Origin of the sequence: Leptotrichia trevisanii DSM 22070 (genome assembly GCF_000482505.1) — a bacterium.
Taxonomy (GTDB): domain Bacteria; phylum Fusobacteriota; class Fusobacteriia; order Fusobacteriales; family Leptotrichiaceae; genus Leptotrichia; species Leptotrichia trevisanii.
Genome location: NZ_AXVL01000039.1, coordinates 1 through 25608, shown reverse-complemented (window position 1 = coordinate 25608; position 25608 = coordinate 1). Strand labels below are relative to the sequence as shown.

The window sequence follows — 25608 nt, the reverse complement described above, 5'->3', positions numbered from 1 at the left end:
TTGAAAAAGATTTACAAAAATCATTTTAAGGCGTTTAAGGAGAAATAAAATGGCAGAATTAAAAGAAGGTATTTTGAAACTTTTAAAAGAACACTATGGAATGACTGACAACGAAGCAGAAGAATATTACAAGGAACAATTTGAAATAGTAAAGAAAACAGCAGTAAAAGAAGAAGTGGAATGGTTAAGGCGAGAATGTATGGATGTACTGGAAGAAGTAAACAAAACAGGGAAAGTTCCTAAACTTATATTTTAAAGTTCAGTCGCAGAAAGTCGTTTTGGCTGAGATAATATGTAAGAATGTAGTGTTTAAAAGGAAAAACGGCAGTCACGTAAAGTCGTTTTTATTAGAGAAAGGTTAGGAGGAGAAATGGAATATAGAATTTTAGAAGATTATAATGTATGTAAATTTGTTTTTACTAAACAAGATATGGTAGCAGAAAGTGTTTTGTACAAATATGAAAGTTATAAAAAAAGAACAGTAATTTGTTGCTCTGTCCAAAGTGGTTGCACGGTGGGCTGTACTTTTTGTGGAACAGGAAAAAGATTTATTAGAAGTTTAACATCAGATGAAATTGTTGAACAAGTAAAAATAGTTATAAATAATAAAGTATTAAATGAAATTAAAAATACAAATGAAATTGAAAAATTTCAAATTATGTTTATGAGTATGGGAGAGCCTTTCGATAATTATTATCAAGTTAAAGAAGCTATTGTTAAATTAAATAAATTATTTCCAAATGCTCAATTATTAATTTCAACAGTAGGTTTAAGAAAATATGAAGAATTAAATGATTTTATGAAATTATCAATAGAAATTAATAAAATTGGTTTACAATTTTCTATACATCAAGCAAATGAAGAAAAAAGAAACAAATTAATACCATATAAAAATAAATTAACATTAAGAGAAATTAAGGATTATGGAATAGAATGGTCCGAAAATACAGGACGTCCAGTTTATTTGAATTATTGCATAGACGGCAACAATATTTCAGATGAAGAAATAAATAGATTAAAGGATTTGTTTAGCAAAAAGCACTTTTATTTCACATTCAGTGTCATCTGTTCTCTTGATAAAAACAACAAATTAAAAGGAGTTTACAATGATATGAATATTATAAAATCGGTTTCTGAAAGTTTTATTGAAGAAGGTTATAATACTAGAATATTTGATCCAGCAGGACAAGATACAATTGGTGGTGGGTGCGGGCAATTGTGGTTTGTTCAAGATTGGATGAAAAATTATAAAAAGAAATAGGAGGAATTGAGATGAAAAAATTATTATTAGGAATTACAATTTTAGGATTGTTAGGAAGCTGTGCAAGATGGGAAGATAGTCAAAAAGATTGGGAGAGCGATACGAAAGGGTTAAAAAGGACAGTACAAATTTATACTCTTGACGGAAAATTGTTAAAGGAATACAAAGGGCTGATAAGGGTAAGAGATTCGGATGAGAGTGGTAGAATATCATTAAACTTAATAAGCGAAAATAATCGCAGAGTTACAATTGATAATGCGATTGTGATAACAGAGGAGGAATAAGAATGGATAAAGAAGTGGAACTGTTGGCTAAAAAAGTTATAACTATAAAAAAAGCGATAAGCAGAATTATTGGAAATATAACTATATTCTTAGTAGTTGTAAAACTGTTTAGGCTAATTCAGATTAGCTGGCTAATGACTTTTTTGCCTTGGATAACAACATTCTTGATATTTTTTGTAGTGAGAATTTTAGAACACGCTTTTGTTGGATACGCTTGTTTGAATCCAGAAGAAAAAGACAACGAAAAGATGTTTATTTTTTTCAGAAAAATTATAAAAGGATAGTGTACAAAAATTTTTAAAAGACTTGAAAATATTGATAAAATAAGGTATAATTAGGAGGTAAAATGAGTATAAGTAAAGAACTCAAAGAAATTAAAGATTTTTTAGAAAGTGAAAAAATAGGAAAAATCTTTATTGACAAAAGACCCAACGGGATTATATTAATAGAAACAACAGAAACTAAGAAATATCAAAGCAGAGTATGCAAAAAAGCAACCTGATTTCAAAAGTTTCAAATAACAATTGAATGAAGTATAAATATCGACGTACACAAAATGATGACCGTATTTATAAATTCGAGGAACTTAAAAGCCTTGATTTTATATATACGGTCTTTTTTTGTCTAAAAATCAAAGAAAGGGATAGCAGATGTTGATTGTATTATTGATTGCAAGTTTTGTTATTAATATAGCTGTAATATTAATACTATTTCAAATTATTTGTTATGAAATAAAAAAATACATAAAAGAAAGAATTGAAAGAGATTTGAAATTGCTGGATAAGTTGCAAGAGATAGGAAAAGATATAGACAGCGAGATAGATAGATTAAAGATAATGATATACGATAAGTATCTTGATAGGTGCAAAGAGGGGATGAGGAAGCAGAGAGAAGAAGATAGTAAGTTGAAAGCAGGTTTGATGAAAATAGAGAGAAAATACTCAAAGTAGCGAACTTTTGTGTTTAGAATAGGTATAAAAAAGTGAAAACAAAGAAAAAAATAATTAAAAGGTACTTCTGGAGAGGCAAAAAAGAGCGAACGGGTTCGAAGCCCCAGAAAAAATATGTACACTAATTTTTTCAAATTTCATTTCCGTTCCGAAGGAGGTGTTATGTTAATAAAAGAAAATCAAATAATAAAAGCGACAGAATTGGCTAAATTACTGGGAATAACAGATAGACACCTTCGGAATTTGGCTAATGAAGGAGTGATAAAAAAAACGGAAAAAGGTAAGTATTTGTTATTGGAAAGTGTTCGAGGATATATTGAGTATATAGAATCTAAAAATGATGTGGATTTGAATCTGAAAGATGAAAAAATCAAGGAAGAGATAAAGAAAATAAAAAAAGAAACTGAATTAAAAGATTTAAAAATCAAGGAAACTAAAAATCAATTACATTTAGCAACTATTGTCGAAAAAGTGATGACTGATATGCTTATGAATATTAAAGGGAAACTACTTTCTATATCTAGTAAGGTAGCGCCAGCTGTAATTGCAGCGGATAATCTTGGAGAAATTCAGGATGTTATTCAAGATGAAATATTTGAGGTTTTAGAGGAACTTAGCGAATATGATCCAGATATGTTTAAAAATAATAAAATTTTTGTAGAAAATGAGGAAGATATGGAAGTGAAAGTTGAAAGTGAAAAGAGAATTAGAGGAAGACCTAAAAAGAACAGTTAAATTATTTAAAAAAATTGCTTTGGTTTTAAAGCCACCGCCAAAATTAACAATTGATACTTGGGCGGATATGTATAGAGTTTTATCAACTAAAAGTTCAGCAATTCCTGGAAAATGGAAAACTGACAGAGTGCCATTTCAAAGAGAAGTAATGAGGGCAATTTCTGATAAAAATACAGAAAAAGTTGTAATGATGTATGGAGCTCAGTTATCAAAAACAGAAATTCTCATGAATACTGTTGGATATTTTATGGACTACGAACCTTCTCCGATTATGTTTTTAATGCCCACTAAAGATATGGCGGCTGATTTTTCGACAACAAGGCTCAATGATATGATTCAATCAACACCGCAACTTAGGAGCAAAGTAATCGAAAGCGCTGATGCCAGAGATACAAAAAGGCAAAAAGAATTTTCAGGCGGATATATTGTTTTAACTGGGACTAATTCAGCTTCAGAATTGGCAAGTAGGTCAATTAGGGTTTTATTAGCTGATGAAATTGACCGTTTCCCTAGAAGTGCTAAAAAAGAGGGAGACCCATTAAATCTGGCAATTGAAAGGGTCAAAACTTGGCCAAACAGTAAAATAGTTTTGACAAGTACACCAACAATCAAAGGCGGAAGTAGGATAGAACTTGAATATGAGAACAGCTCGAAAGATGAGTATTACATTCCTTGCCCAAAATGTGGTGAAATGCAAACTTTGAAGTGGGGAAATATTATTTTTGAAGATGTGTCACATAAATGCGAGAAATGTATGGAAACTTCAACAGAGTACGAGTGGAAACGAAACCTTATTAAAGGCGAATGGAGAAGCACCAATCCTGATGTAGACCCGCATGTTTCAAGAGGATTCCATGTATCAGAGTTATATAGTCCGTTTACTAAATGGGCTAGCATAATTCGTAAATTTAGAGCGGCAAAAGGTGATGAACAGCTTATGAAAGTATTTGTCAACACGGCTCTTGGGGAATGTTGGGAAGAAAAGGTTGAAAGATTTAATTTTGAGGAAATACAGGCAAGGGCTGAGGATTACGGAGAATATATAAACGAAGAAGAAGGTACGATAAATGATATTGAAATACCTGATAAAGTTACGGTATTGACTGCTGGTGTAGACGTTCAAGATGACAGGCTTGAAGTTGAAATTGTTGGATGGGGACCAGGAGAAGAAAGTTGGGGAATTTATTATAGAGTTATTATGGGAAATCCTGCATTGCCGTATGTATGGAATACATTGGATGAATTTCTTATGAGAGATTTTGAATATCAGAATGGAGAAAAGATAAGAGTTGCTTGTACTTGTATCGATACAGGTGGACATCATACTGATGACGTTTATAGATATGTAAAGGCACGTGAACAATTGAATATTTTTGGAATAAAAGGAAGTGGAGAAGCTGGGAGACCTCTTATTTCGCGTCCAAGTAAAAATAACAAAGGCGGAATTTCTTTGTTTATCTTGGGAGTTAATACTGGTAAAGATACAATAATGAGCAATCTTAAAGTAACAGAACCAGGAGCTAAGTATATGCACTACCCAAACAATCCTAAGCGTGGATATGATGAAGTTTATTTTAAAGGACTTACTTCTGAAATAAAAATTGTTACATTTAGCAAAGGGCAAGCTAAAATCGAGTGGAAAACAATCGGAGATAAAAGAAATGAGCCTTTGGACATTCGGAATTATGCACAGGCGGCATTGAGAATAGCGAATCCTAACTTAAATATACGGTATTCAACGGATGTGCTTAATAATTTTAGGACACAACAAAGAAATAATGGTAGGCGAATAATTCGTAGCGGAATATAGGGAGGTAAAAATGTATAGTGTAGAAACTTGCAAAGAAATGATAAATTCATATATTAAGGCTGAAAAATCTGTATTGTTGGGACAGAGCTATAAAATTGGAAGCAGAGAATTGACTAGGGCAGACTTAACCGAAATTATAAAAGCTAGACAATTATGGGAGCATAATTTAACACTTGCACAAAACAGTGGACGGCGTACACAGTCTGTACAGGTTATAATAAGAGATTTGTAATAGTTAGGAGGTGGAAATGATTGAATTTATTTGATAAGGCAGTAGGAGTATTTAATCCAGAAAAAGCATTAAAGATGGCTGGAGCAAGAGAAAGGCTAAAGCTGTTTAACCAAAATCAAAAAATAATGAATAAAGGTTATGGAGAACATGGGGCGAGTACCCGTAAAAAATCTTTGAGAGGATGGTTTGCTTCTCTCGGTGGAGTGAAGAACGACATTTATAACTACCGTGAAAAACTTGTGGCTCGTTCCAGAGATTTATATATGGGGGCACCTCTAGCTAATGGAGCTTTGAATACAATGAAAATGAATGCTGTTGGTTCAGGATTAAAATTAAAATCAAGTATTGATTCAGATATTGTAAACTTATCCGAAGATGAGATAGAAACGTTAGAAACTAAAATTGAAAAAGAATTTAATTTATGGAGTAATTCTAAAATAGATCAAACAGGTTTACTTAACTTTTACGAAATTCAAGATTTAGTTTTTTTGACAACGTTGTTAAATGGAGAATGTTTTATTCATTTGAATTATTTTGAAACTCCAGAAAATCCGTATAGTTTGAAATTATCCATAATTGAGCCTGACAGAGTAAATACTCCAAGCAATAAAATGAGTGACACTTCTATTGTTCAGGGAGTACAATTTGACAAAAATGGACGTATTGATGGTTACTATATTCAGGAACATAATCCAAACGACGAAATTATGGGTACGAATCAACATAAATATGTAAAAATGTATGGAAGCGAAAGCCAATTAAATATAATCCATTTGACAACTTCGGAGCGTCCAGGACAAGTAAGAGGCGTGCCAATATTAGCTCCTGTAATGGAAAGTCTGAAACAACTTGATAGATATACAAATGCAGAATTAACGAGTGCAATTATAAGCAGTATGTTTACAATTTTTATTGAATCGGCTGATATACCTCAAACAAATCCAGGGGATTTATCGAACGTCGGACAAAAAGATGCCATAGCAAACGAAGAATCTGGAACGTTGGAGCTTTCAAGTGGTGCAATAGTAACTCTTAATAAGGGGGAAAAAGCGACATCTGTAAATCCGGCAAGACCTAATGCACAATTTGAGCCATTTATGACGGCTATAATACGACAAATCGGAAGTAGCTTGGGTATTCCTTATGAACTTATGATAATGCACTTTACAAGCAGCTATTCAGCAAGTAGAGCAGCTTTATTGGAAGCGTGGAAAACTTTTAGAAAAAAACGTGAATGGTTTGCTAAAAATTTTTGCCAACTTGTTTATGAAGAGTGGCTAAGAGAGGCAGTTTTACTAGGAAGAGTAGAAATAAATGATTTTGAAAATGACATTTTGATTAGAAAAGCATATAGTAACGCAATTTGGAGTGGAACATCACAAGGACAGTTAGATCCTACGAAAGAAGTTAATGCGGCAATTTTGAGAATAAATGCCGGGTTATCAACGAGAAGCCGTGAAACTATTGAATTAAATGGGGGAGATTTTGAACAAAATATAAAAATATTGGCAAAAGAACAAAAAATAGCAAATGAGAAAGGAGTGATTTTGGATGGGACAATTTATACCGAACCACCAAACAATGAGCCAGAGGAATAAAACTATATGGAATATAGTTAAAAACGATGATAAAAATGCCGAATTGATGTTATATGGTGATATAGCTGAAAGTTTTTGGGGTGATACCATAAGTGCTAAGGAAGTTACAGAATATTTAGCTGACTTAGATGTAGAAAATATTAATGTCTATATTAATTCAAATGGCGGGGTAGTTGACACTGCTATTGCAATTAATAATGCTTTGAGAAGACATAAAGCCAAAGTAACTGTAAATATTGATGGTATTGCAGCAAGTGCGGCTACTTTAATCACGTGTGCTGGAGATACAGTTAGAATGCCTAAAAACGCTTTGTTTATGATACATAACCCTTCAACAATTGCAATGGGGGATTCAGAAGAGATGAGAAAACAGGCAGATGTACTTGAAAAATACAAAAATTCGATAACGGAAACTTATTTGCAAAAAGTTAATATTGATAAAGAAAAATTATCAGAACTTATGGATAGTGAAAGCTGGTTAAGTGCTGAAGAAGCGTTGAAATATGGGTTTATTGATGAAATAATCGAAAATACAGATATTCAAGTTGTAGAAAATAAGGTTATTTCAAACAATATGGTATTTAATATGGCGGAGTTTAAAAACTTTAATGTTGATAAAAATATAAAAAATAACGGAAAAGGAAGTGGAAAAATGACAAAAGATGAAATAAAAGCACAATTTCCTGACATTTATGCCGAAATTGTAAATGAAGGAAAAGAAATTGGAGTAAAGGAAGAAAGAACAAGGATACAGGAAATCGAGAATTTAGGATATAACCACGAAGTAGTTGATAAAGCTAAATTCAAAGAGCCTAAAAATGCTAGAGATTTAGCATTGGAAATTGTAAGTTTAATGAAACAGGAAAATCAAAATAAACTTAACAGGATACAAGATGAAGGGAAACCACTTAACAATATGCCGAAAGGTAATGATGATGGAGTTAATGATGAGCAAAAAGCAGCAAATAAAATTTTAGCATTTTTTAAGAAAGGCGGTAAATAAATATGAAACATGATTATACAAATGAGCCAGATCATTTGATTGTTGGGAAAAAGGAACTGGTTGTAGCAGAACTCGTTTTACAGGTCGGAAAAACTGTGAAAAGAGGAGATATTGTGGATAAAGACGGTGCGATAATAACCGATACTGGAAAAGTATTTGGAATTGTTACAAGAGATGCAGATGCAACTGGAGCTACTGCAAAAACAACTGTTTATACTGAAGGTGAATTTAATATTGATAAAGTGAACTTTGGTACAGCAACAGAGGAAAAAGTAATTGAATTATGTAGCGACAGAAATATTTATTTAAGAACATTAGGAGGTAAGGAATAACAATGAGCATGAATTTAGATTTGAGTTTAAGAACATTATTTTTAGTAACAGAGGCAATGCCGAGACCAAGAACATTTTTATTTGATACGTTTTTTGCAAATAGGGAAAATTTGGATACTGAAACAGTAACTATTGAATTTAAAAATGGTAGAAGATTGATGGCTCCATTTGTTGATAGATATGTTGACGGAGAGGAAATGCCAAAAGATACATTTTCAGGAAGAACATTCAAACCTTATGCAGTAGCTCCTAAAAAGACGTTTCACGCAGATGAGTTGACTTTTGAAAGATTGCCAGGAGAAAATCCGTTTTCACAAAGTGATCCTGATACAAAAAGACAGAAAAAAATTGCCGAAACTTTGCAGGAACAAAGCGAACAGATTGCAAGACGTTGGGAGGCTATGGCAGCTGAAACATTATATAAATTACAAACTACAATCGACGGAGAAGGAATATCAGACACAATCAAATATTATGATAACTCTTCTACGGAACATCATACAACCGTCGCTTCAACTTGGGACAATGCTAATTCTGACCCAATTAAAGATATAAAGGCTGTATTAAGCGAAATTAATAAAGCTGGAGGAACTAGACCAGAAGCCATAATTCTTGACCCATTGGCTGCGGAATTATTTATTAATAATAAAGCTGTACAAAATATGATGAATCTTAGAAATGCTTATTTTGGGGATATAAGACCTGAAGTTGAGGGTGTAAATGGTGCAAGTTATATTGGTACATTGACTGGATTAGGAATTGATGTTTTTGAATATCAAGAATATTACGATTATGTGGATAAATCTACAAAGCAAACTAAAACAAAAGCAATTATTCCAGATTACACAGCTTTATTTGCACCGAAAGGGAATTTAGTAAAATTTGGAGCTGTAAGTACAATTAAAGATGGACTTTTGGAAGGGGATTTAATCCCTAGAACCTACACAAAGGAAGAAAATGATACTATTACAATCCGTACAATGTCAAAACCAGTAACAATTCCTTTGAACACAAAATCATTGAAAGTTCTAAAAGTTAAGTAGGTGATGGTTGATGGCAATGTATATAGTTAAAGAATCGTTTATTTATGACGGAAAAATACAAAATATCGGCGAAGAAGTTCAAATACTGGAAAAAGATGTGATTGAAAATTGTATCAACAGAGGACTGATAGAGAAAAAAGACAGTAAAAAAGCAGACACAAATGACATTCCAGAAGAAACAGGAGTGTCAGATTCTGAATCTAAAACGGATAAAAATAAGAAAAAATAGGTAAAAGAACATGAATTTTAAAGATATTTTAGAAAATGATATACAAAATGTGTTTTTAAATTCAGAAGAATTTGGAGAAACACATAATTTAAATGGTGTTGATGTTATTTGTGTGACAGATGAGGACAGTTTTCAAGAAAAGGAAATTAGTGGAAAATTAACAATAGAAAGTGGATTTTACAAGGAAGGGATTACAGTATTTATTGATAAAAAATATTTGAAGTATAAGCCTGAGGGGAATATGAGGATAGATTTTGACAATAAAGAATGGATAGTTGCAAACTGTAAAGAGAACTTTGGTATGTATGAACTTGATTTGTATAGATACACTGATTATTAGGAGTTGATTTAGATGTTTACGATTCAATTTGATGAAAGTATCCTTAATGATATTGAGAATAAGTTCGTTGAATTTCCACAACAAGCTCCAAGGGCTTTGGCAAGTGCTTTGAATAGGGTTTCAACTATGAGTAAAACTCGTATGGTTAGAAATGCAACTAAGACCTATACGGTTAAATATGGGGATTTATTAAGCGGATTGACTATGAAAAGGGCTAATCCTGGTAAGCTTATGGCTGAAATCAATTCTAATGGAAGTTATTTGGGATTAGACCATTTCCAATTGAATCCGAGTACAAGAACTGGGAGAACATCGGTAACGGCAACAGTAAAAAATGGAAACGGAATAATGCTAAATGACAGAACATTTATAGCATATAAAGACGGTCATTTAGGAGCATTTGAAAGGGAAGGAAGTGGACGGCTACCGATTAAGAGAAAATATGGACCGTCTGCTCCGCAGATGTTAGGACCTACAACGTGGTTACCTGATCTTGATGAATTTATGTCTCAAAAATTAAACGAAAGGTTTGAACATGAGTTGAATAGGCTCTTGTCAATGTAATTTATGAGTATTAAAGTTATTGAAAAAAGTTTGTATGACTTTTTGTGTGAGGAATTTAAAGATACCGATTATCAAATATTCCGAGGGGCGTTGCCAGTTAGGAGATACGGTGAAATTGATAAAAACACGGGGCAGAAGAAGCCGTTTTTTCCTTGTGTGACATTAAGAGCTTTGAGTTCAAGGCAAATTACGGAAGGAATGGACAGTTATGATTGCGACGCTACTTTTGAAATAATAGTTGGTACTAAAAACGAAGATTATATTGATAATCTTTACAAAGGTGAAGAAATCAGAAGCAAACTTTTGACTAAAGTTTACAATGAAAGAGGCTGGGCAATACGGGAAGATAAGGAATTTAAGTGTGATTTATATAGCGATGAGTTTGGAGATTTTATATTTTCGAGAATTACATTTACGGTTTGGGATTATCCTGTTGAGCCTGAAATTTTGAAGGAGGAATAATGGAAGATAAAAAGCAATATATTTATTTGGGAGATACGCTGGAATTTAAAGATATTAGATTTACAAAAGGTGTTATTTACTACACCAACGAAGTAATTGAAGCAAAACTTGAGAAATATCCGCTTTTGAAAAGAACTTTGGTGGATGTTAATCAAGCTAGTGAAGCATTGCAAAATGAAAAATTGCTTGAAACAGTAACACAGCAAATTAAAGACCAAATAAGAGAGGAGGCTGAATAATGGGGTATAAACACGGAACTTATCAAACTGAGACATCGAGTGACATATCACTACCGATAGTGCTTGATTACGGACATTTTATTGTAGGGACTGCACCGATGAATAAAGTAAAAAAAGAAAACAGAAGAGTGAACGAGATTGTAAGATTAGGAACTTATAAAGAAGCTATTCAGTATTTTGGAGATACTTACGACTTGGATTTTTCAATTTCGCAAGCAATAAAAGTATTTTTTGAGTTGTATAAAGTAGCACCGCTTTATGTTGTGAATATCTTGGATCTTGAAAAACATAAAACAGTTAAAAAAACTCAAAATGATTTGAGTTTAACAAATGGTAAAGTTGTTATTCCAAATCACAAAGTAATAACAGATACATTAGTAGTTAAAGAAAATGCAACATCACAAGTTATTTCAGACGCTGTAACGATGTGGACAGATGAAGGGCTCGAAATATATGCTAAACCATCGAATGGAACTAAAATTGATATTGAATATGAAGAAATTGACTTGTCAAAAGTAACGAAAGCACAGGCTTTAGGTGGATATGATATTTCAACAATGAAAAGAACAGGGTTAGAGCTATTAGATGAAGTTTATTTAAAATATTCAGAATTACCAGCTTTCATTGATATTCCAGATTTTTCAAGCGATAGTGAAGTTGCGGCGATTATGCAAACAAAAGCTAAAAATATAAACGGAAATATGTTTGAGGCAGTTGCATTAATTAATGCACCAATTGACAAGCCTTATGACCAAATTCCAAAATGGAAAGACGATAACAACATTAATGGAAATGACCAAATTGTACTGTATGGAACTTTGGGATTAGCTGGCAAAAAATATATTCAGTCTATTCAGTATGGTGCATTATCATTATCAGTAGATAACGAAAAAAATGGAGTACCCTCCCAGGTGCCGTCTAACTTTGCATATAAATGTGACAGCTTATATTGGAAAAATTCAAATGGAAAATTAGAGGAAATAATTTTAGATAAAGAACAACAGGCTAATTTTTTAAATAAAAATGGAGTAGTTACAGCTATTAATTTTAAAGGCTGGCGTTGCTGGGGATCTGAAACTGCACTTAATCCAATAGCAACAGATCCAAAGGACAAATTTATAAATACTCGTAGAATGCTTAAATATGTGGGAAATGAATTGGTTATAAGTTATTTTGATAAAGTGGATAAGAAATTTTCTAAAAAATTAGCTGAAACAGTAACAAAATCAATGAATATTAGATTGAATGCCATTGTAGCCAGAAATGATTTATTAAGTGCAAGTGCGGCTTTATCAAGCGAAGATAACGATGCTATTAATGTTATGAACGGTGATATTACTTGGATTATTAAATTAGGGGTGATTCCTGGCATGAAATCGGCAACATTTAAGAAAAAATATGATGTGGACGCATTAACAGAGTTTGCAAATAGTTTAGGAAAATAGGAGGAATTAGAAAATGGCAAAGACAAAATTACCTTTAGCGATTGTGGATGCCGATTTATACATAAATGGAACAAACAATCTTGAAGGTGTCGGGGAAGTCGAACTTCCGAACATTGAATATGCAACGGTAACAACAGAACAGCTTGGAATGGCAGCGGAATTTGAAGCTCCGTTAATTGGGCACTATAAAAAAATGTCTGTAAAAATAAAAATGGATAGCATGAATGATACATTATTGAACTTTAATAACAGCGATTCTATTCAGGTTGAATGTCTTGGAGCGTTGCAAGAATTAAATAGAATGACGCACTCTCCCAAAATAACTGGAGTAGACGCTACAATGAAAGGATTTATTACCAAATTTGATGGACCAAAAGTTCAGAATGGTAAAAAATTTGAAGGCTCATTTGATATGAGCTTAACTTATTACAAACTAACTATAAACGGCAAAACAATTATCAATATAGATGTGTTGAACGGAATCGCTAGTGTAAATGGTGATTATAATAATATTGTCAGAAAATTGTTAGGACATATTTAAGGAGGATAGGAATGATTATTGAATTATCAAAAGAATATACTTTGGGAAGTAAAAAATATAAGGAAATTAACTTGGATTTTGACAGTTTAACAGGAAATGATTTGCTGGAATGTTCAAGAAATTACAAAATGAGAACAGGAAAAGCAGCAGAAAGTTTTAAGGATTTCGATGACCCTTGGGGATTAAGCGTTGCAGAAAAGGCTTCAGGAATTAAATACGGAGATTTATTAAAACTTGGTGCTTCAGACTTTTTGAAAATTTTGAATCAGACTAAAAAGTTTTTGACGAAAGGCTGGGATATAGAAGAGGAGAAAAAGAACAAAGAAACCCAGCCACAAACAGAGATGTAGAAATATTTTTGGATCTGATAACAGATTTGCTTGCAGGACTTAACTATTTCAAAATCAATATGAGCTATGAAACGTTAATGTCCTGTACCTTTGATGAATTAGATTATTGGATATTAAGGGCGAATCAGTTAATTGAGGATGAAAAGGCAAGACGGGAAGAAGAAAGTGAATAAAAAAGGCGGATTAATTATTTTTTCGTCAAAGAAAAGGGGGTTATATGTCTAAAAATTTAGAGTTAAATTTAGTTTTAGGTGCAACAGTAGCTGGTGCAGTTTCAGGAATGATGCAGGTAGCAAATGCTATGAAAAATGCGAGTAAAAGCATAAAGGAACTGGATCAAAAAACTAAAGAACTACAAAAAACTCAAAAGTCTTTTGAAAAAATGGATAAAATTCGTGAAAGTTATAATAGAATCACTCAACAATTCAAAGCTACAAAAGAACATTTGGAAAAACTGAAAGCTGAATATGAAAAAAGTGGATACGAAAACAAGGATTTAGCAAAACAAATTAAACAGACTGAAAAAGCTGTAGAAACTCTAAATAAACAGAAAGAACGGCAGAAACATATGTTTGAAGCCGCAAGAAGTGCAATCGAAGCCGAGGGAGCAAGTCTTCAAAATTATAGGAATAAAGCTCAAGAAGTTGATAAAGAACTTGAGAAAATGAATAAATTGAAAGAAATACAAGGTAAATATGAAGCAAGAAAAGAATTTGCCGGGAAAATGAATGATTTTGGTGATAAACAGATAATACAAGGTATGGGAATAGTTGGAGCTTTGGCTGTTCCTGTTAAATTAGCAGTTGACTTGGAAAATGCACAAGCAGACTTAAGAAAAGTCGCAGAATTTAGTTCAAAGGAAATGGAAACAGGATTTTACAAAGCAATGAGAAATTTTAGTGAGAACAGTCCGTTGTCACAAGTGGAATTATTTCAAATTGCAGGAGCAGGAGCTCAAGCGGGAATAAAAACAGATGAATTGGAAAAATATACTAAAGATGCAGCTAAAATTAAAGTTGCTTTTGATATGAATACTGAGGCAGCAGGAAACTTTTTAGCAAAAACAAGGGCACAATTAAATTTAGATCAGAACGGAGTAATGCAATATGCTGATGTAATTAATTATTTAGCAAACACCGTGGCTGTCACAGCTCCAGAAGTAGCAGATATTTCAAGCAGAGTAGCTGGATTGGGTGGAATGGCTGGTATTTCTAAAGAGGGAGTTGCAGGATTAGGAGCGAGTTTAGTATCATTTTCTGTTCCATCTGAAGTTGCGGCTACTGGATTAAAAAATATATCACTAGGATTAATGGCTGGAAGTTCGGCAACAAAAAGTGCAAGAGCAGCTTTCAAGTCATTAGGACTAGATGCGGAAGACGTTGCCAAAAGAATGACAAAAGACGGAGAAGGAACTTTAGTTGATGTTTTTCAAAGAATTAAGAAGTTACCAAAAGATGTTCAAGCAACAACTCTTAAAGAGTTATTTGGTAAAGAATCTATTCAATCAGCCTCTGAACTGGCAAAACATATTGATGATGTTAGTGCGAATATGAAAAAAGCTCATGACAGAGCAAAAACAGCTGGAAGTGTCGATAAGGAATACAACCAAAGATTAAAGACAATGGGAAATGCTTTTTCAACTTTAAAAAATAGAGTCGTAAACATGGGAGTGGATTTAGGTTCTGCTTTAGGACCTAGTTTAGTTCAAGTTGCAAATTCGATTGGTCCGTTAATCAAGAAATTTTCTCAATTTATTCAGAAACATCCGCAATTAACTACAAATATTTTAAAAGGTGTAGCAGCATTAGCCGCTTTTAAAATAGGAATTGGTGGATTAGCCAAAGGATTTGCACCTTTATTTAGCGGGATATCAAAAGGGATGTTAATATTCGATAAATTTAAAGCAGCCGGAAGTTTTGCTGAAGGATTTAAAACAGCATTTCCAACAATAAGTAAAGTTGGTTCAATGTTCAAAAAAGTAGGCTTAGCGATTAAAGCGGCTTTTATGGCAAATCCTGTTATTTTAATAATTGTTGCAATAGTGGCTGTCATAGCAATTGTTGTAGTTTTATATAACAAATGTGCTTGGTTTAGAAATGGAGTGAATGCAATATTTAAAGCAGTAGCTAACTTTATAAAACAAGTCTGGCAAGGGATAAAGCCAACAGTAATGAACGTGATAACAGGAATAAAAAATATTGTTAAACAAGGTGTGGATTTTATCAAGCAAATTTGGCAGATCATAAAGCCAACAGTTATGGAAGTATGGAATGCTATTAAGGTGGTGGCAAGCGTTGTTATGCAAGGTATAGCGATTTATGTAAAAACCTATATAGCCGTTATAAAAGCTGTTTGGAAAGTGTTGCAACCAGTAGTAGTTGCTGTGTGGAACGTTATTAAAGCGGTTGTGCTTGTGGTGATTAAAATAATAGCTGTATATGTTAAAACATACATCAATATTATAAAAGCGGCTTGGAAAGTATTGACGGTAGCCATAAAAGTTGTATGGACCGTGATAAAAGCTGTAATTTTAGTTGTTATTGTTGCTATTGTCGTTGTAATCAGGACAAATATTATGATAATAAAAACTATATGGAGAACTTTAGTTGCTGTTGCACGATTTGTATGGAATGCAATTAAAGGAGTGGTTATTGGAGTGTGGAATGTTATAAAAAGCAAGGCAGTAGAATTATGGAATAAAATAAAAACTGGAATTGAGGATGTTAAATCTTATTTTTCAACTAAGTGGAATGAAATGAAAACAAAGGCAACAGAAGTTTGGAATGGAATAAAAAGTGCTTTTGATACAGTTGCTGGTGGGCTAAAAAAAGCTATTGATGGAGTAGTTGATTATTTTAAGCAAAAATGGAACGATATAAAATCAGCAGTTGCAAATAATCCGATTTCAAACGGAATTAAAGGAATGTTAGGAATGAATGCTGCTGGAACAAACTACTGGAGTGGAGGACTTACAACAGTAGCAGAACGTGGAGCAGAATTAATTCAAATACCTGGTAAACCAGCATTTTTAGCAGAACGCGAAATGTTATTGAATTTACCTCGTGGTACTCAAATCCTGAATAATCGTGAAACTAAAAACAGTTTTAGAGATAGGATTAGCGGACTAAAAGAGAGAATGTCAGGGCTTAGAAGTAATGAAGGTTCAAGTGGCGGAGATGTTATTAATATTAGTATAACAGTAAATGGGAATGCTGATACTAGTGCAATCGAAAAAGCAGTAATGAGAGCATTGGAAAAAGCTAAAAACAAAAAAGAAAGGACGGCATTCGGATAATGGCAAAAGTAAAAGTATACAGAACAGTTTTAGGGGACACTTGGGACTTGATAGCTTTTAAAGTTTACGGAAGTGAAGGATATTTTCACGACCTTATAAGAAGCAATTTAAGATTAATTGACATTGCCATTTTCGATGCCAATATTCCTGTTATTATTCCTGAAATCGCCGATGAAGAAAATGATAACGATGAGCGTTTGCCACCTTGGAAAAGAGGTGAATAGAAGTGGCTTTTGCTAGGAACATAAGAGTAATTGTTATTTTTAATAAAGTTGATATTTCTGATGAGATAGCCCATTCTATTTCATCTCTAAACTATACTGATAACTCTAAGAATGCAATAGATGACTTGGAGCTGGAACTTGAAAATTTAGATTATCGCTGGCTTAAAGAATGGTATCCTGACGAAAATGCTCAACTTCTTGTGGGAATTCACGAAGAAACAGGAAATGAAACTGATTTTTTGGATTTGGGAACGTTTTATGTAGATGAGCCGACATTTGAAAATGACAGGCTTAATTTGAAATGTTTAGCTTTACCATTAGACCAGAATATTAGAGATCAGAAAAATAGTGTTGCTTGGGAAAAAATAACTCTGAAAGAGCTTGTTACACAGATTGCAAATAAGCATAAAATGAATGCTGAAATATATGCAGATAATGAGTTTTTTGAAAGACTAGATCAGAATCAGGAAACAGATTTGGCTTTTATTAACAGAGTCGTCAAGGAAACTGGACTTAATATGAAAGTATCTGATGATAAGATAATCATTTTTGATGATGAAGAAATGGAAAAGAATGATACTGTTGAGATTTTTAATATTAATGATGAAAGAATAAGAAGTTTCAGCTTGAAAAAGAAAAATAAGGAAATTTATGATAACGTTGAAGTTTCCTATTATGATCCTGACAAGAAAAAAGTTATTAAGGAAATTATTACAAAAAAAGAGCTTGAAAAACGTAATCAAGTTACAACTGAAAGCTCAGAAGAAAAATCATCAGAAAATAAAAAATCAAAGAAAAGTAGCAAATCTTCTAAAAACAAGAAGTCTAGTAAAAAGGTTAAATCCAAGAAAAAATAAGAGGCTAAAATGAAGAAAAAAGGTAAAACGATTAAAGAATCAAAAGAGAGGTTAAAAAGCAAAGCAGAAGGTAAAAAAAATCGAGGTAAAAAAGAAAAAACTTTAAAAATTAAGACAAAAGGGAAAAGTACAGCCAAGAAAGTAGCAAAAAAAACATTGAAAGAAAATATGAAACAGGAATATCAGATAACCTTAAATGTTGATGGAAATACTAAATACTTGGCTGGAGGAATAATTGAGCTTGATGAAAGCTGGGGAAAGTTTGAAGGTAAATATGTAATAGATAAAGTAACACATAATATAACTGGCGACTATACTTGCGAAATAAACGCTATGAAACTTGGAGCTAGAGAAAATGCGGAGCAGAATGCAATTAATCAAACTAAAGAAGAACAACGGCAAAAAGAAGCAGAAAAACAGGCTAAATCTAAAGGCAGAAAAGGTAGAAGCAGCAAGAGTTCCAGCAAGAAAAAAGGACGAAAAGCTAGAAATAAGAAGAAGTAAATTATTTATAGGACAATGACAACTAAATATAATAACTGTGGTTTTGTAATATTTTGATATTAGTCAAAAAAACTCTAAATTTCTGTTGCACTTTTGCTACTTTTAAGATATAATTTAATCATGAAAAAAAATATGTTAAGAAGGAGAAAAGGGTATGAAAAAAATCAATGGAGTTATATCAGGAACGGCAAGTCTATTTAGTGATACAAGTTCAAATGTTTTAGAAAAATATCCATCAACTTACCAAAAAGATGTAAAAAAATCATTACAAAATGGTTGGAATAATGTAGGAATGGCAATAAGAGGAGCAGTAGAACAATATGGGCAAGCTGAAAAAACAGGCAAATAAAAAGCAAACTAAAGAAATGCTGGTTCAGCAGAAGAAAATAGAACAATATTCAGGGATAATTCCACCACCGAGTGTAATTGATGGTTACGAGAGGAACTGTCCAGGAGCAACTGACAGAATTTTAAAGATGACGGAAAATGAATTAAAAAACAAGCAAGAACTGGATAAGAAAGAACAAGAAAATATTCATTTATGTAGAAAAAAAGCACTAGAATTTGATATAAAACATAATACAAGAGGACAAGTTTTAGGCTTTATACTGCTGTTCACAATGCTTGTTGGAGGATTTGCATTAGTCTTTATAGGAAAAGAAATAGGCGGTTATGCCGCAATAGTCAGTTCTATTTCATTGGGGTTGGGAAGCTTAATTTGGAGCAATTCTAAAAATAAAAAATAGGAATCACAGTTATTAATTTAGCTGTGATTTTTTTATGCAAAAATACAGGACAATGGCAATTGAATATATGACTGTGAAACTAAAATATTTGTTTTTTAAGTTTACGATAACAGTATAATTAAAATTACTCTTTAATTCTTCTTAGAAATAGTGTATAATATATAAAAAATTTTAGGAGGAATTAAAATGAAAAAATTACTAATCGTTTTAACTGTATTGATTCTAGTTGTGAGTTGCGGAGAAGAACAGGGAGATAATTCTAAAGCGGAATCAACAAAACAACAACAAGTGGAAAACAACAATTTAAATTATGAAATATTAAAAAATTCAAGAGATACAAGTAACTTAACCAAAAAAGAAAATACGATAGATATATTAGTTAAAGATGATATTTCTGAAGAAAACCTAAAAAAAGTAATGAGAAAAGCAGGAAAAGAGCAAATAAAAGATGCGGATATTTTGTTTATTCGTGCTTATGGAGATAAAAAATTCTTTAATCTTGGTGGCGAAACACACGGAATGATAACTTATTATCCTGATGGAACTGTGAAAGATGAAACTTATACAGCTAAAAAAGAAATCCCAAGTGATAAAGAAAAAGATATTTATATTGATTATTCAAAAACACTTCACGAAACTTTAAAATCAAAAGGAAACTATACTAAACAAGAAGAAGAAAATATTGAAGAAGAAATCAATAAAAAAATAGCTAAGAAATATGGAATTTCACCAGAAGAAGTAGAAAAAATCTTTGATAAAGTTGTTATTTATCAGGGTATGTAGTTTATTTTAAAAATTTTAAAAAAAAGTTCTTGACTTTTTACACGGGATAATATATAATATATTCACGGGTAGAAAGCAGGTGGAAAATGAAAAAAATTGGACGACCAAAAAGTGATAATCCAAGAAATATAAGATTGGAAATAACTTTGAATAAAGATGAAAATGAAAAATTGAAAAGAATGTCAGAAACTTTAAAATTAAGTAAGACAAGTACAATTGTAAAAGGATTAGAACTTTTGGAAAAAGAATTGGATAAATAAAAAAATACCCTCTATCCAAAATGAACAGAGAGTATATAGATAATAATATCTCACCAATACTATTATACTATATATTCTCTTAAAAAACAAATATTTTAGGAGGAAAATTTTATGACACTTAGACAAGAGCTAGGATTTGAAATTACAGAAAGTTTACTGGATGAACACAACCACAAGTTAAAATCAGCAAAAAAGGCAGTATTTGACTTAATAGAAGAAATATACGCTATTATTCCAAAGGATTTTACAGAAAAAGTATCGGATTTGGAAGATGCCTTGTGTGATTACTACACAGCTATAAAAAGAGAATACTACGAGGCTGGTTCTAACATAGACACATTAGTTCAAAGAAACTGTGAAAAAGAAGTTGCTGAAAAAGTGGCAAGAATTGAAAGAAAAAATATAGTATAACGGAGGATAAAAATGGAATTAATTAAAGTATTAGTGGAAAATCAAAACGGAGTATTAGTAACAACAAGTAATAGAGTGGCACAGGAATTGGGAGTAAAACATTATGATTTACTTGAGAAAATAGACGGATATATAAGTAAATTTAGTTCAACGGAACTTTCCGTTCAATTCTATATACCTAGTAATTACAAGGCTTTGAATGGTAGGACAGTAAAAAATTACTTAATCACGGAAAAAGGAATTGCACAATTGATTGGAGGATATAATGCGTCAGTACCTATAGCATTTGATTTAAACGTGGCATACATCAATGAATTTGAGAAAATGAAAAAGGCATTAAAACAACCAAAGCCAATGTCAATACCTGAATTAATAGTAATGCAAGGGCAATGGATGGTAGAAGCTGAAAGCAGAATCAATAATATTGAGAACAATGTAATTGGACTTGCAAATACTATTGAGGATAACGACAAGAGCATAAAAAGATTGGAAAACAATCAAAGAAGAACAGTAACAAGCAACCATTTGACAGTAATAGCCTATGCCAACATAAAAGGGATAAAGCCAAAATCATACCACGCACCATCAATAGGAAAGAAAGCGACTAAGATATGCAGGGAAAAGGATTTATTGATAGGAACAACAGTTGACAGCCGATACGGACTAATAAATACTTATCCTGTTGAAGTTCTGGATGAAATATTTTTTGAATAGTAGAATTTTTGTTAAGAAAAAGGTATAATATTTATATCAAACCCCCTATAATACTAGTTAATACACATAGGGCTTTTAAATTAAATCACAGTCATTAATTTGATTGTGATTTTTTTGTTACAAAAAAGTGATAAGGCAGGTGGTTAAATTGATTGAAACATTAAAAGCAGGAGAAGTAAGTGCGATAGATTCAAAAACTGGAAAAGTAAGAGTTCTATTAAAGGGCGATGACGATAAAACGACGGACTGGCTTAATGTGTTAGTTCCTTATTCTGAAAGTCACAGTGATAATTATACACTTGGACTAGGGCAGACTGTTTATTGCTTATTCTTTTCAGAAATGCCTGAACAGGGAGTTGTGCTTGGTTGTCCTATGCGAGGCACTTCTGATAGTGAGAGTGAAGTAAAAAGGACTTTTTCTGATGGCGGAAGATGGAGCTATGATAAAAACACGTTGACTTTAAATATTGGCAAAATTGTAATTGATGGAGATTTAGAAGTGAGCGGAACTACAAAAACTGGTGGAAGCATTAATCTTAATACGCATAAACACGATGGAGTAACAGCTGGTGGAGATATGACAGGAGGTCCGCAATGATAGGAAGTCTTGGAGACGTAGTATTTGAAGTATCTGATAAAAAGATATTCTCAATTAATAATGTGATAAATAGATCATATAAATCTAAAATATCTGAACATACTGCAATATATGGTCCTGGTATGCTAAGGCATCAGGGGAGAGAATTAATAGAAGTAACTTTTGGAATTACATTAATTTCTTCATTAATACATGAAACAACGCCATCAGAACAGCTTGACAAAATAAAAACTATGTGGGAGTTCGGAGAATACGATTATCTAACGCTGGGTGGGCAAACATTTGGGGCTTTCCCATTTTTGATAACAGAAATAAGTGAAAAGAATTCTTATTTCAACAGAGAAACTTCTGAATTTGATTATATAAATCTGGAATTAACTTTAAAAGAGTATATAGATAATCCTAAAAAATATAATCAGATAATAGAACAGTTAAAAGTTCAAAAAAAAAAGCAGGAGAAACTTACAGAAACGGAAGCTGTGAATGTTGAAGCTGAACAGAAAACAAAATTACAGGAATTTGCAGAAAAAGTGAAAAGCAAAGTAGACAGTACACTCGAAAAAGTGGATAAAGCTATTCAAATTGCTGAAAATAAGAAAAAGGAAATATTAGATCAGCTTGAAAAAATCAAAAAAGACGCAAAAATTGATGAATTGATGGATTTGGTAAGGGCTGGAACAATTACAGCGGACAAAGTTAATGAAATGATTGACTATGCTAAAAACTTTTCCGAAACAGATAGACAGATTTTGATAAATTTTTTAAGAAATCAGATTGGAGGTAAATAATGATATATGTTTCATCTAACGAAGAAATAAATTATGCTCCAAAAAATTATGTCGAGGAAGTTGTAACAAACGTTGGAATGCTTTTAAGAGTTTGTAAGGAAGAACAGCCACTTAACCGTGATTTCAGTTTTGATAGTGACTTGATAGATAAAAATATAAATGTAGTGGAAAATAAAATAATGTCTCAGTTGCTTGAGATGTTTAGAAAATATGAGCCGAGGGCAATTTTAAAAACCACAGAAATAAAAATGATAGATAAACACAATAATGATTTTGATATTGAACTGGGAATTGAGGTGATAAATATTGGATAATTTTGAGGAATATGAAGCGATAGACAGCGATGCATGGGAAATAAAAAGAGATATGATTAACAAATTCCAGGAACTTAGCGGAAGGAGTTTGACAGAAGCAAGCCCTGAGACATTAATTTTCAGTACAGTAGCGTATCAGCTGGCTTTACTAGAAGAAAAATACAACGATGATATTAAGCAGAATTATTTAAGGTTTGCAAGGGATGAAAGGCTGGATCTAAAAGGGGAATTTTACGGAAACAGAGGTAAAAGGCTTATCGAACAGCCAGCAGTAGCTACATTTAGATTCTATATTTCAAGCATCCAAACAACGGATACTGTAATCCCAAAAGGCTCAAGAATTAGATACAATGAGCTTTATTTTGAAACAGATGAGGAATACAAGATAACAAAAGGAAATCTGTCAGTTGACGGAAAAGCTACATGTAATACGCTTGGAATTATTGGAAACGGTATCCCAGTTGGGCAAATTAAGGATATGGTCGATATATTTCCTAATTATGCAAAGGTTGAAAACATTACAGAAAGTAATTCAGGGACAAATAAAGAAGCAGATGAAAGCTACAGAGAGAGAATAAGGGAAATCCCTGAAAGCTTTACCACAGCTGGAAGTTCGGGAGCATACACTTTTTGGACTAAGACAGCAAGCACAAACATTATAGATGTTAAAGTCCATTCGCCCTCAGCAACCAATGTAGATATCTATATATGGACTGACATAGGTGCTGTAAGCCAAGAACTCAAGGAAAAGGTAAAGGCGGTACTTAATGAAGAAAATGTACGTCCTCTGACTGACAACGTGAATATTAAAGAGCCGAATAAAATTAATTATTTAATAGATTTTGACTATTATATTGACAAAGATAACGAAACTCTTGTAAATGTTATCAAATCTAACGTAGACAAAACGGTCCAGGAATATGTTGAATGGCAGAAAGAGAAGATAGGCAAGGATATAAATCCAGATGAACTGATTAAAAGATTAAAAATAGCTGGAGTAAAAAGAGTGGTACTAAGAAGCCCTGTATTCCAAAAATTGAATTTTAACCAGGTTGGAATAAATAACGGTATAACAAGTAACTATCAAGGAGTTGAAGAGTTATGATAACTGTACAAGATTTAAAGTTAACTGATATTGCCGCAAAATCGACTCTTACAGATAAAACAACAAAATGGATATACGAATCAATAGATTATGCAATAAAACAACAGAAAAACAGAATAATAAGCAAATTTTTTCTTGATATTGATAAATTAAGTGAAACGGAAATTGATTATTTATTGTGGGAATATCACGTAGATTATGTTGGAGAAAATGTCAGTCTTGAAAGCAAGAGAGAATTGGTAAAAATAGCAGTAATAGCCCATTTTAACAAAGGAACACTTGGAAGTGTAAAGGCTATTTGTAAAATTCTTTTTGGAAATGCAGAAATAAAAGAATGGTTTGAGTATGGTGGTCGACCAGGATATTTTAAAATATCTACTTTGGGAGAACTTAAAGATGAAAAAGATTATCTGAAAGTTCTTGATGTTGTAAACGAATACAAGAACGAACGTAGCTGGCTGGAAGCGTTGACGTTTGAAAGAAGCTCAAATTTGGGTAAATATGTAGGAATTTTTTCTGAAAAACAAGTGATTAATATTCTGAATGAAAGAGATTTTGAACTTCCTTGGATGGAACAGAATTTAAGTGAAGGAATAATAAATGTAACTGTAAAAGAAAATACAATAGGGATTAGATAAGGAGGTAGTATGGCTAATTACATAGGTTGGATATTGACTAATAAAGGAAGGGAGCTTCTTGCAAAGGCAATAAATAACGAGACTAAAATAAATATCACAAAATTTAAGATTGGAGCTGGATACAACACAGGAAATGACAGGGAATTAACAGATTTACTGGATAAAAGAAATGAATTCCCTGTGAACAGTTACGAAAGAAAAGAAAATGGAATAGTGGAATTTACTTTCATTGTTTCAAATAAAACTGGTACAGGAGAAAGCACAATAACAAATTCTTATAAAATATCAGAAATGGGAATATATGCTCAGGACGATTCAGGAACAGAAATTTTATATGCATACAATAAAGGGACTGATGGAGATTATATCCCAGTTTACAATGGAAAGAATGCTATTGATATTGTTGAGAAGTGCATTATTATAATCGATCAGGCTGCAACTTTAAATGTGACAATAGATAACTCTATGACTTATCTAACAAGAGAAGTTGCTGATAAATCTTATCTAGAAATATCAGCTTTGGAGAAAATAATAGGACTGGAATTTGGTGGAAATATACAAGATATTGGGAATAAAATTAAGGGGAAATTTTACTTTGATAATGTTACAAAATTTTACTATGAGTGTATAGCAGATACTGATTTGACGTATAATGAAAGTTCAAAATTTAGAGCAATTTCTAATAAGCCAAATGTGGACAGATTGGAAAATTTGTTCAGTTCTGAAAATACTTACTTCCGAATAGGAACTATGATAATCCAATGCGGAAGAAATGAAGTCCCTGAAAACTCTAACGAAAACGGGGCTACCTTCAAATTTCCAAAGCCTTTTCCAAATTCGTGTTTTGCTATAACAGCGAATGATGTAGGAGGGGGAGCGAGGTCAGTTGCTGTAAGCCCTGCCTCAACCTCGGAGTTCAAGGCTTGGGCGAGGTTCGGGAAAGATTTTTCAGG

At 32.3% G+C, this 25608-nt stretch carries 38 protein-coding genes; all 38 read left to right on the top strand.

Going from position 1 to position 25608, the window contains the following annotated elements:
• Nucleotides 1-49 precede the first annotated feature (49 nt).
• The gene (locus tag K324_RS0107610) at nt 50-256 is read left to right on the top strand and encodes a hypothetical protein (protein ID WP_026748632.1); all 207 of its coding nucleotides are present in this window, start codon (nt 50-52) and stop codon (nt 254-256) included.
• A gap of 114 nt (nt 257-370) precedes the next feature.
• On the top strand, nt 371-1261 hold the full coding sequence (locus K324_RS14550; RefSeq protein WP_051354417.1) for a radical SAM protein: 891 nt from the start codon (nt 371-373) through the stop codon (nt 1259-1261).
• An 11-nt stretch (nt 1262-1272) separates the two neighbouring features.
• Nucleotides 1273-1545: a hypothetical protein gene (locus tag K324_RS0107600; protein WP_026748631.1), complete on the top strand. Its 273-nt coding sequence runs from the start codon at nt 1273-1275 to the stop codon at nt 1543-1545.
• Between the two features lie 2 nt (nt 1546-1547).
• Nucleotides 1548-1829, top strand: a complete 282-nt coding sequence (locus K324_RS0107595; protein ID WP_026748630.1) for a hypothetical protein — start codon at nt 1548-1550, stop codon at nt 1827-1829.
• A gap of 62 nt (nt 1830-1891) precedes the next feature.
• Nucleotides 1892-2047 (top strand): hypothetical protein, encoded by a 156-nt coding sequence (locus K324_RS15790; RefSeq protein WP_156906979.1) that lies wholly within the window; start codon nt 1892-1894, stop codon nt 2045-2047.
• 148 nt (nt 2048-2195) lie between these two features.
• Nucleotides 2196-2495, top strand: coding sequence for a hypothetical protein (locus K324_RS0107585; protein ID WP_026748629.1), 300 nt, complete (start codon nt 2196-2198; stop codon nt 2493-2495).
• Between the two features lie 162 nt (nt 2496-2657).
• Complete coding sequence (locus tag K324_RS0107580; RefSeq protein ID WP_026748628.1) at nt 2658-3230, top strand: hypothetical protein; 573 nt, start codon at nt 2658-2660, stop codon at nt 3228-3230.
• Entirely contained in the window at nt 3190-5040 is a 1851-nt protein-coding gene (locus tag K324_RS0107575) for a phage terminase large subunit family protein (RefSeq protein WP_036095331.1), read from the top strand. The genes K324_RS0107580 and K324_RS0107575 overlap by 41 nt, the downstream gene beginning before the upstream one ends.
• Before the next feature lie 10 nt (nt 5041-5050).
• A complete protein-coding gene (locus K324_RS0107570; RefSeq protein WP_026748626.1) occupies nt 5051-5272 on the top strand; it encodes a DUF6148 family protein in 222 nt (73 codons plus the stop codon).
• A 20-nt stretch (nt 5273-5292) separates the two neighbouring features.
• Nucleotides 5293-6870: a phage portal protein gene (locus tag K324_RS14545; protein WP_051354416.1), complete on the top strand. Its 1578-nt coding sequence runs from the start codon at nt 5293-5295 to the stop codon at nt 6868-6870.
• Complete coding sequence (locus K324_RS14540) at nt 6824-7873, top strand: head maturation protease, ClpP-related (RefSeq protein ID WP_248615373.1); 1050 nt, start codon at nt 6824-6826, stop codon at nt 7871-7873. Before K324_RS14545 ends, K324_RS14540 begins: the two co-directional genes overlap by 47 nt.
• 2 nt (nt 7874-7875) lie before the next feature.
• Nucleotides 7876-8205 carry a hypothetical protein gene (locus K324_RS0107555; RefSeq protein WP_026748625.1) on the top strand — a complete coding sequence of 110 codons (330 nt, stop codon included), beginning with the start codon at nt 7876-7878 and terminating at the stop codon, nt 8203-8205.
• Nucleotides 8206-8207: 2 nt separating this feature from the next.
• Nucleotides 8208-9248, top strand: coding sequence for a major capsid protein (locus tag K324_RS0107550; RefSeq protein WP_026748624.1), 1041 nt, complete (start codon nt 8208-8210; stop codon nt 9246-9248).
• A gap of 10 nt (nt 9249-9258) precedes the next feature.
• Nucleotides 9259-9477, top strand: coding sequence for a hypothetical protein (locus tag K324_RS0107545; RefSeq protein WP_026748623.1), 219 nt, complete (start codon nt 9259-9261; stop codon nt 9475-9477).
• 10 nt (nt 9478-9487) lie between these two features.
• Entirely contained in the window at nt 9488-9817 is a 330-nt protein-coding gene (locus tag K324_RS0107540) for a hypothetical protein (protein WP_026748622.1), read from the top strand.
• A gap of 12 nt (nt 9818-9829) precedes the next feature.
• Nucleotides 9830-10381 carry a phage tail protein gene (locus tag K324_RS0107535; protein ID WP_026748621.1) on the top strand — a complete coding sequence of 184 codons (552 nt, stop codon included), beginning with the start codon at nt 9830-9832 and terminating at the stop codon, nt 10379-10381.
• A gap of 3 nt (nt 10382-10384) precedes the next feature.
• Entirely contained in the window at nt 10385-10843 is a 459-nt protein-coding gene (locus K324_RS0107530) for a hypothetical protein (protein ID WP_026748620.1), read from the top strand.
• Nucleotides 10843-11082, top strand: coding sequence for a hypothetical protein (locus tag K324_RS0107525; protein WP_026748619.1), 240 nt, complete (start codon nt 10843-10845; stop codon nt 11080-11082). Before K324_RS0107530 ends, K324_RS0107525 begins: the two co-directional genes overlap by 1 nt.
• Complete coding sequence (locus K324_RS0107520; protein WP_026748618.1) at nt 11082-12527, top strand: phage tail sheath protein; 1446 nt, start codon at nt 11082-11084, stop codon at nt 12525-12527. The genes K324_RS0107525 and K324_RS0107520 overlap by 1 nt, the downstream gene beginning before the upstream one ends.
• Before the next feature lie 13 nt (nt 12528-12540).
• Nucleotides 12541-13068 carry a phage major tail tube protein gene (locus K324_RS0107515; protein WP_026748617.1) on the top strand — a complete coding sequence of 176 codons (528 nt, stop codon included), beginning with the start codon at nt 12541-12543 and terminating at the stop codon, nt 13066-13068.
• A gap of 11 nt (nt 13069-13079) precedes the next feature.
• Complete coding sequence (locus K324_RS14535; protein WP_036095323.1) at nt 13080-13418, top strand: hypothetical protein; 339 nt, start codon at nt 13080-13082, stop codon at nt 13416-13418.
• An 8-nt stretch (nt 13419-13426) separates the two neighbouring features.
• Complete coding sequence (locus tag K324_RS15785) at nt 13427-13591, top strand: hypothetical protein (protein WP_156906978.1); 165 nt, start codon at nt 13427-13429, stop codon at nt 13589-13591.
• A gap of 44 nt (nt 13592-13635) precedes the next feature.
• Nucleotides 13636-16713 carry a phage tail tape measure protein gene (locus K324_RS0107500; RefSeq protein ID WP_026748616.1) on the top strand — a complete coding sequence of 1026 codons (3078 nt, stop codon included), beginning with the start codon at nt 13636-13638 and terminating at the stop codon, nt 16711-16713.
• Nucleotides 16713-16937 (top strand): tail protein X, encoded by a 225-nt coding sequence (locus tag K324_RS0107495; RefSeq protein ID WP_026748615.1) that lies wholly within the window; start codon nt 16713-16715, stop codon nt 16935-16937. Before K324_RS0107500 ends, K324_RS0107495 begins: the two co-directional genes overlap by 1 nt.
• Before the next feature lie 2 nt (nt 16938-16939).
• Nucleotides 16940-17794, top strand: coding sequence for a phage late control D family protein (locus K324_RS0107490; protein WP_026748614.1), 855 nt, complete (start codon nt 16940-16942; stop codon nt 17792-17794).
• A gap of 9 nt (nt 17795-17803) precedes the next feature.
• The gene (locus K324_RS14530; protein ID WP_036095321.1) at nt 17804-18298 is read left to right on the top strand and encodes a hypothetical protein; all 495 of its coding nucleotides are present in this window, start codon (nt 17804-17806) and stop codon (nt 18296-18298) included.
• Nucleotides 18299-18452: 154 nt separating this feature from the next.
• Entirely contained in the window at nt 18453-18647 is a 195-nt protein-coding gene (locus K324_RS0107480) for a hypothetical protein (protein ID WP_026748613.1), read from the top strand.
• Nucleotides 18619-19044 (top strand): DUF2335 domain-containing protein, encoded by a 426-nt coding sequence (locus K324_RS0107475; RefSeq protein ID WP_026748612.1) that lies wholly within the window; start codon nt 18619-18621, stop codon nt 19042-19044. The genes K324_RS0107480 and K324_RS0107475 overlap by 29 nt, the downstream gene beginning before the upstream one ends.
• Before the next feature lie 186 nt (nt 19045-19230).
• Nucleotides 19231-19827, top strand: a complete 597-nt coding sequence (locus tag K324_RS0107470; RefSeq protein ID WP_026748611.1) for a hypothetical protein — start codon at nt 19231-19233, stop codon at nt 19825-19827.
• An 86-nt stretch (nt 19828-19913) separates the two neighbouring features.
• Nucleotides 19914-20087, top strand: coding sequence for a hypothetical protein (locus K324_RS16015; protein ID WP_169720573.1), 174 nt, complete (start codon nt 19914-19916; stop codon nt 20085-20087).
• Between the two features lie 111 nt (nt 20088-20198).
• Nucleotides 20199-20498 (top strand): hypothetical protein, encoded by a 300-nt coding sequence (locus K324_RS0107460; RefSeq protein ID WP_026748610.1) that lies wholly within the window; start codon nt 20199-20201, stop codon nt 20496-20498.
• Between the two features lie 12 nt (nt 20499-20510).
• On the top strand, nt 20511-21212 hold the full coding sequence (locus K324_RS15550) for a Rha family transcriptional regulator (RefSeq protein WP_084533588.1): 702 nt from the start codon (nt 20511-20513) through the stop codon (nt 21210-21212).
• A 139-nt stretch (nt 21213-21351) separates the two neighbouring features.
• The gene (locus tag K324_RS0107445; protein ID WP_428829216.1) at nt 21352-21810 is read left to right on the top strand and encodes a phage baseplate protein; all 459 of its coding nucleotides are present in this window, start codon (nt 21352-21354) and stop codon (nt 21808-21810) included.
• Nucleotides 21807-22598 carry a phage tail protein gene (locus K324_RS0107440; RefSeq protein ID WP_026748608.1) on the top strand — a complete coding sequence of 264 codons (792 nt, stop codon included), beginning with the start codon at nt 21807-21809 and terminating at the stop codon, nt 22596-22598. Before K324_RS0107445 ends, K324_RS0107440 begins: the two co-directional genes overlap by 4 nt.
• Nucleotides 22598-22912, top strand: a complete 315-nt coding sequence (locus tag K324_RS0107435; RefSeq protein WP_026748607.1) for a hypothetical protein — start codon at nt 22598-22600, stop codon at nt 22910-22912. The genes K324_RS0107440 and K324_RS0107435 overlap by 1 nt, the downstream gene beginning before the upstream one ends.
• A gap of 52 nt (nt 22913-22964) precedes the next feature.
• Nucleotides 22965-24017 (top strand): baseplate assembly protein, encoded by a 1053-nt coding sequence (locus K324_RS0107430; protein ID WP_248615371.1) that lies wholly within the window; start codon nt 22965-22967, stop codon nt 24015-24017.
• Nucleotides 24014-24655: a phage tail protein I gene (locus K324_RS0107425; protein ID WP_026748605.1), complete on the top strand. Its 642-nt coding sequence runs from the start codon at nt 24014-24016 to the stop codon at nt 24653-24655. Before K324_RS0107430 ends, K324_RS0107425 begins: the two co-directional genes overlap by 4 nt.
• A gap of 9 nt (nt 24656-24664) precedes the next feature.
• The coding region (locus tag K324_RS14515; RefSeq protein WP_051354415.1) for a gp53-like domain-containing protein at nt 24665-25608 on the top strand (944 nt) is incomplete at its 3' end.